Here is a 4,062-nt window from a genome sequence, read left to right on the forward strand (position 1 = left end):
ATTCGGCATCGACGCCGGGCGGCTCGCGGTCGGCGGCGACAGCGCGGGCGGCACGCTCGCGACCGTGTGCGCGGTGCTCGCGCGCGATGCGGGGATCCGGCTTGCGTTGCAACTGCTGATCTATCCGGGCGTGACCGGCTACCAGCAGACCGAGTCGCATGAGCGGCTGGCGAACGGCTACCTGCTGTCGAAGGACACGATCCAGTGGTTCTTCTCGCAATATCTGCGCAATCCGTCGGATCGTGACGACTGGCGTTTCGCGCCGCTCGACGGCACGCGTGGCGCGCCGTCGTTCGCGGACGTCGCGCCGGCGTGGATCGCGACCGCCGAATAAGATCCGCTGAGCGACGAGGGCGCGGCGTACGCGGACAAGCTGCGCGCGGCGGGCAACCGGGTGACGCTGAAATGTTACCCGGGGATGATTCATGAATTCTTCAAGATGCGCGGCTTCGTGCCGGAAGTGCGTGCCGCGCATGCGGACGCTGTCGCGGCGTTGACCGCGGCATTCGACGCCGCCTGAACACCGTATCGCGCCACGGTGGCGGCGTGTGGCGACCTGCGTGACGGAGGCCGGCGCGGCTGATCGGCGCCAGGCGGCAACGGGCGTGCGCCGCGTTGGCGGCCGGGCGGCTGGCGAGTGTTTCGTCGACGCCGGGCCTGCCGCGCACCGGAATGACGCGTGGGCGCCAAACGGCAGCGTGCGGCCGGAGCCGGTTTATCGGGCGCGTATCCCGTCGATGTCGAACGTGAACGCGCGCTCGAACGTACCGGGCCGGACGATGCGGTGCGAGCCGTCGTCGTCGCAGCGCTCCTTCAGTTCGACCGTCAGCCGCACGCCTTCCTTGATCGTGACCCGCAGCGCGGTGGTGCCGCGCGAGCCGTATTCGGGCGTCTCGATGAAGGCCGCGGACAGTGCGCGCTCGCGGGCCAGCGGGATGCCGGTATGCGGCAGGGCGTCGTCATCGGCCACATGCGTGTCGCGCATCAGGTCGATCAGCGCGTCAAGCGGCGGCGACGGGTCGCCGGTCAGCAGCGTGCCGAGCCCGGCCCGCTTGCGCACCACCTTCGGCCAGGGCGTGTCGAGCCGCGCATTGGACAGCGCATGCACGCCGGCGGACACCAGGGCGGGCGCCTCGACGCCGTTCGCGCCTTCGGCGGCGCGATTGCAGAACCACGCGAGTTCGCGGCGCTTCCAGTCGCCGACCAGCAGGTTGAAGCCGTTGTACACCGCCGCATGCTCGGCGAGCCGCGTGAGGTAATCGAGCGGCGCGAGCGGCTGGCCGTCGAGATAGTCCGACACGAGCTTGCCGCGGGTCGGCGCACCCGCGCGGATATCGAACGGCGCTCGGTAATTGGTGAGCGCCGCGAAGCGGCCGTCGCGCGAGACGCCGAGCCAGGTGCCGCCGGCTTCGAGATCGCGGCCGGCCAGCACGCCCGGCGCGTCTTCCCACCACGAGAGCGGCGCGCTGGTGCGGCGGAAGAACTCGTCGCGGTTGGCGGCCAATGTAAAAAGGGGGCCGGCGGCGGCATCGGGCTGCCAGTCGAACGCAATCAGACACATCGGGCGAGCTCTCGCTGGAGTAGTCGGACGCCGGCGGCGGTGGGCGAGCCGGCGCGCGAACGGGTTAGCGGCGGGTCAGACTTCCGTCGGCCACGCGTAGGGCAGCGCCTCGAACGCGAGGGCCGGGCCGTCGGCGGCGCCGAGATGTACGCTGCCGCTGTCGAGCGCGGCCAGCTTGATCTCCGCGAGGACGTCGACGCCGCCGCCGGGTGCCGCCGCCGCGTTGACGATCATTCCGCACGGCTGGCCGGGATCGTCGCTGTGGAACAGCTCGACGCCCGCGTGAACCGTATCGGTATCGCCCGCGACGTGTGCCAGCGCAGTGCGGCGCTTGATCGTGCCGCGATACTGGCTGCGCGCGACGATTTCCTGTCCCGGATAGCAGCCCTTGCGAAAGTTCACGCCGCCGATCACGTCGAAATTCACCATCTGCGGCACGAATTGCTCGACCGCCGGCTGCGTGATGCGGGGCTGGCCGGCACGGATGGCGAGCAAGTCCCAGACGGCGGGAGACACGGCGGCCAGCTTGCCGTCGAGCGCGGCGAGGCGCGCATCGACCTCGTCGCGCGGCCCGATCCACAGATAGCGCGGCTTGCCGTCCGCGTCCGGCAGGCGGATCAGCGCGCCGGCAGGCCCGTCGACCTTCGCGTGGACGCCGTCCGGCAGCGCATCGAAGATGCCCGACAGCGCGCTGCGCACATCGCCGGCGAAACCCACCACGGCGAGCGCATCGCTGGCATCGGTCAGTTTCGCTTTCGCGCGCAGCACGAACATCGACAGGCGCTTTTGCGCGGCGGGCTGCACGTCCTTCGACACGAGCAACCGCACGTCATGGCCGGCACGCCAGGCGAGAAACGACGCGAGCAGGCGTCCCTTCGGCGAACAGTAGCCGGCAAGCCGGGCGCTCGCGGCGTCGAGATGCTCGATATCGTTGGTCAGCTGGCTGTGCAGGAAGGTTGCGGCATCGTCGCCGGCGACGTCGATCACGCCGAACTGCGGGAGGCGCATGTACGCGCCCGCGGCACCGAATTCGGCGGCGGACGGGCGGGGGAAAACGGGAAGCGCGGCGGGGGCGGCGGCCTGGGCGGCCGTTGAGGCGATCGTGGTGCTCATGGAATGAGGGAACAGTCAATCCTGACTTTGGCGTAGGCGAGCAAGTATTATATGGGTCTTACCAGAGTCACGTTCCGCATGCCCCTACTGAAAAAATGCGCCGCCGCGTTCGCGGCGCTGGCCGTCGTTGTCGCCGCCGCCGGCGCGGGCGGCGCCTATTACTGGGCGACGCGGCCGCTGCCGCTCGGCGCCGCGTCGCTCGACGTCACGATCAAACCCCGCAGCAGCGTGAAAAGCGTCGCGCAGCAGCTCAAGCGCGGCGGCGTGCCGGTCGAGCCGTTCGGCTTCGTCGCGATGACGCGCATCCTCGGCCTGTCGAGCCAGCTGAAATCGGGCAACTACGAATTCAAGACCGGCGTGACGCCGTACGAGGTGCTGCAGAAAATTGCCCGCGGCGATGTCAACGAGTATGTCGCCACGGTGATCGAGGGCTGGACCTTCAGGCGGATGCGGGCGGAGCTCGACGCGAATCCGGATCTCGTGCACGCGACGGCCGGCATGAGCGACGCCGATCTGCTGCGCGCGATCGGCGCGCCGGACAACGCGATCCGGCACGGCAGCGCCGAAGGGCTGTTCTTCCCCGACACCTACCTGTTCGACAAGGGCACGGACGATCTGAACATCTACCGGCGCGCGTACCGCCTGATGCAGACGCGTCTCGACGAGGCGTGGGCCGCGCGCGTGCCCGGGCTGCCATACAAGACGCCGTACGAGGCGCTGACGATCGCGTCGATCGTCGAGAAGGAAACGGGCCATGCGGCCGACCGCGCCTTCGTGGCGGCCGTGTTCGCGAACCGGCTGCGCATCGGCATGCCGCTGCAGACCGATCCGTCGGTGATCTACGGTCTCGGCGACGCGTACGACGGTCGCCTGCGCAAGCGCGATCTGCAAACAGACACTCCCTACAATACGTACACCCGGCGCGGGCTGCCGCCGACGCCGATCGCATTGCCCGGCGCCGCGGCGCTGCAGGCGGCGGTCAGTCCCGCCGCGACGAGCGCGCTTTACTTCGTCGCGAAGGGCGACGGGACGAGCGTGTTCTCCGATACGCTGGGCGACCACAACAAGGCCGTGGACAAATATATTCGAGGTCAATAATGGCACGCGGTAAATTCATCACCTTCGAAGGCATCGACGGCGCGGGGAAAACCACCCACCTGAACTGGTTTTGCGAACGGCTGGCCGACAGGCTGGCGGCGGCCGGCAAGCAGGTTGTCGTCACGCGCGAGCCGGGCGGGACGCAGCTCGGCGAGAAGCTGCGCGAGATTCTTCTGAACCAGCCGATGGATCTCGAAACCGAGGCGCTCCTGATGTTCGCCGCGCGGCGCGAGCATCTCGCGCTCGTGATCGAGCCGGCGCTCGTGCGCGGCGACTGGGTCGTGTCCGAT

At 69.3% G+C, this 4,062-nt stretch carries 4 protein-coding genes and 1 pseudogene; 3 read left to right on the top strand and 2 right to left on the bottom strand.

The features are described 5' to 3' along the window. Positions 1-520: pseudogene (locus KH616_RS22450) on the top strand (alpha/beta hydrolase); the annotation flags it as partial. A 195-nt stretch (positions 521-715) separates the two neighbouring features. Here the strand turns inward: KH616_RS22450 and KH616_RS22455 are convergent. Next, positions 716-1,561 carry an NRDE family protein gene (locus tag KH616_RS22455; RefSeq protein WP_292252104.1) on the bottom strand — a complete coding sequence of 282 codons (846 nt, stop codon included), beginning with the start codon at positions 1,559-1,561 and terminating at the stop codon, positions 716-718. A 75-nt stretch (positions 1,562-1,636) separates the two neighbouring features. Continuing rightward, positions 1,637-2,674: a folate-binding protein gene (locus tag KH616_RS22460; RefSeq protein WP_292252105.1), complete on the bottom strand. Its 1,038-nt coding sequence runs from the start codon at positions 2,672-2,674 to the stop codon at positions 1,637-1,639. 78 nt (positions 2,675-2,752) lie between these two features. Between KH616_RS22460 and mltG the strand changes: the two genes are divergently transcribed. Both mltG and tmk read left to right on the top strand, forming a co-directional pair. After that, positions 2,753-3,772, top strand: coding sequence for an endolytic transglycosylase MltG (mltG, locus tag KH616_RS22465; RefSeq protein WP_292252107.1), 1,020 nt, complete (start codon positions 2,753-2,755; stop codon positions 3,770-3,772). Further along, positions 3,772-4,062, top strand: a 291-nt coding sequence (tmk, locus tag KH616_RS22470) for a dTMP kinase (RefSeq protein WP_292252106.1), incomplete at its 3' end; no start/stop codon positions are given. The genes mltG and tmk, both read left to right, overlap by 1 nt.

The sequence above is a fragment of the Burkholderia sp. genome (assembly GCF_018375725.1).
GTDB lineage: Bacteria > Pseudomonadota > Gammaproteobacteria > Burkholderiales > Burkholderiaceae > Burkholderia.

Bases quoted from the DNA above. Each gene is read 5' to 3' on its own strand.
- KH616_RS22455 (WP_292252104.1), bottom strand. From the start codon at position 1,561: ATGTGTCTGATTGCGTTCGACTGGCAGCCCGATGCCGCCGCCGGCCCC.
- KH616_RS22460 (WP_292252105.1), bottom strand. From the start codon at position 2,674: ATGAGCACCACGATCGCCTCAACGGCCGCCCAGGCCGCCGCCCCCGCC.
- mltG (WP_292252107.1), top strand. From the start codon at position 2,753: ATGCCCCTACTGAAAAAATGCGCCGCCGCGTTCGCGGCGCTGGCCGTC.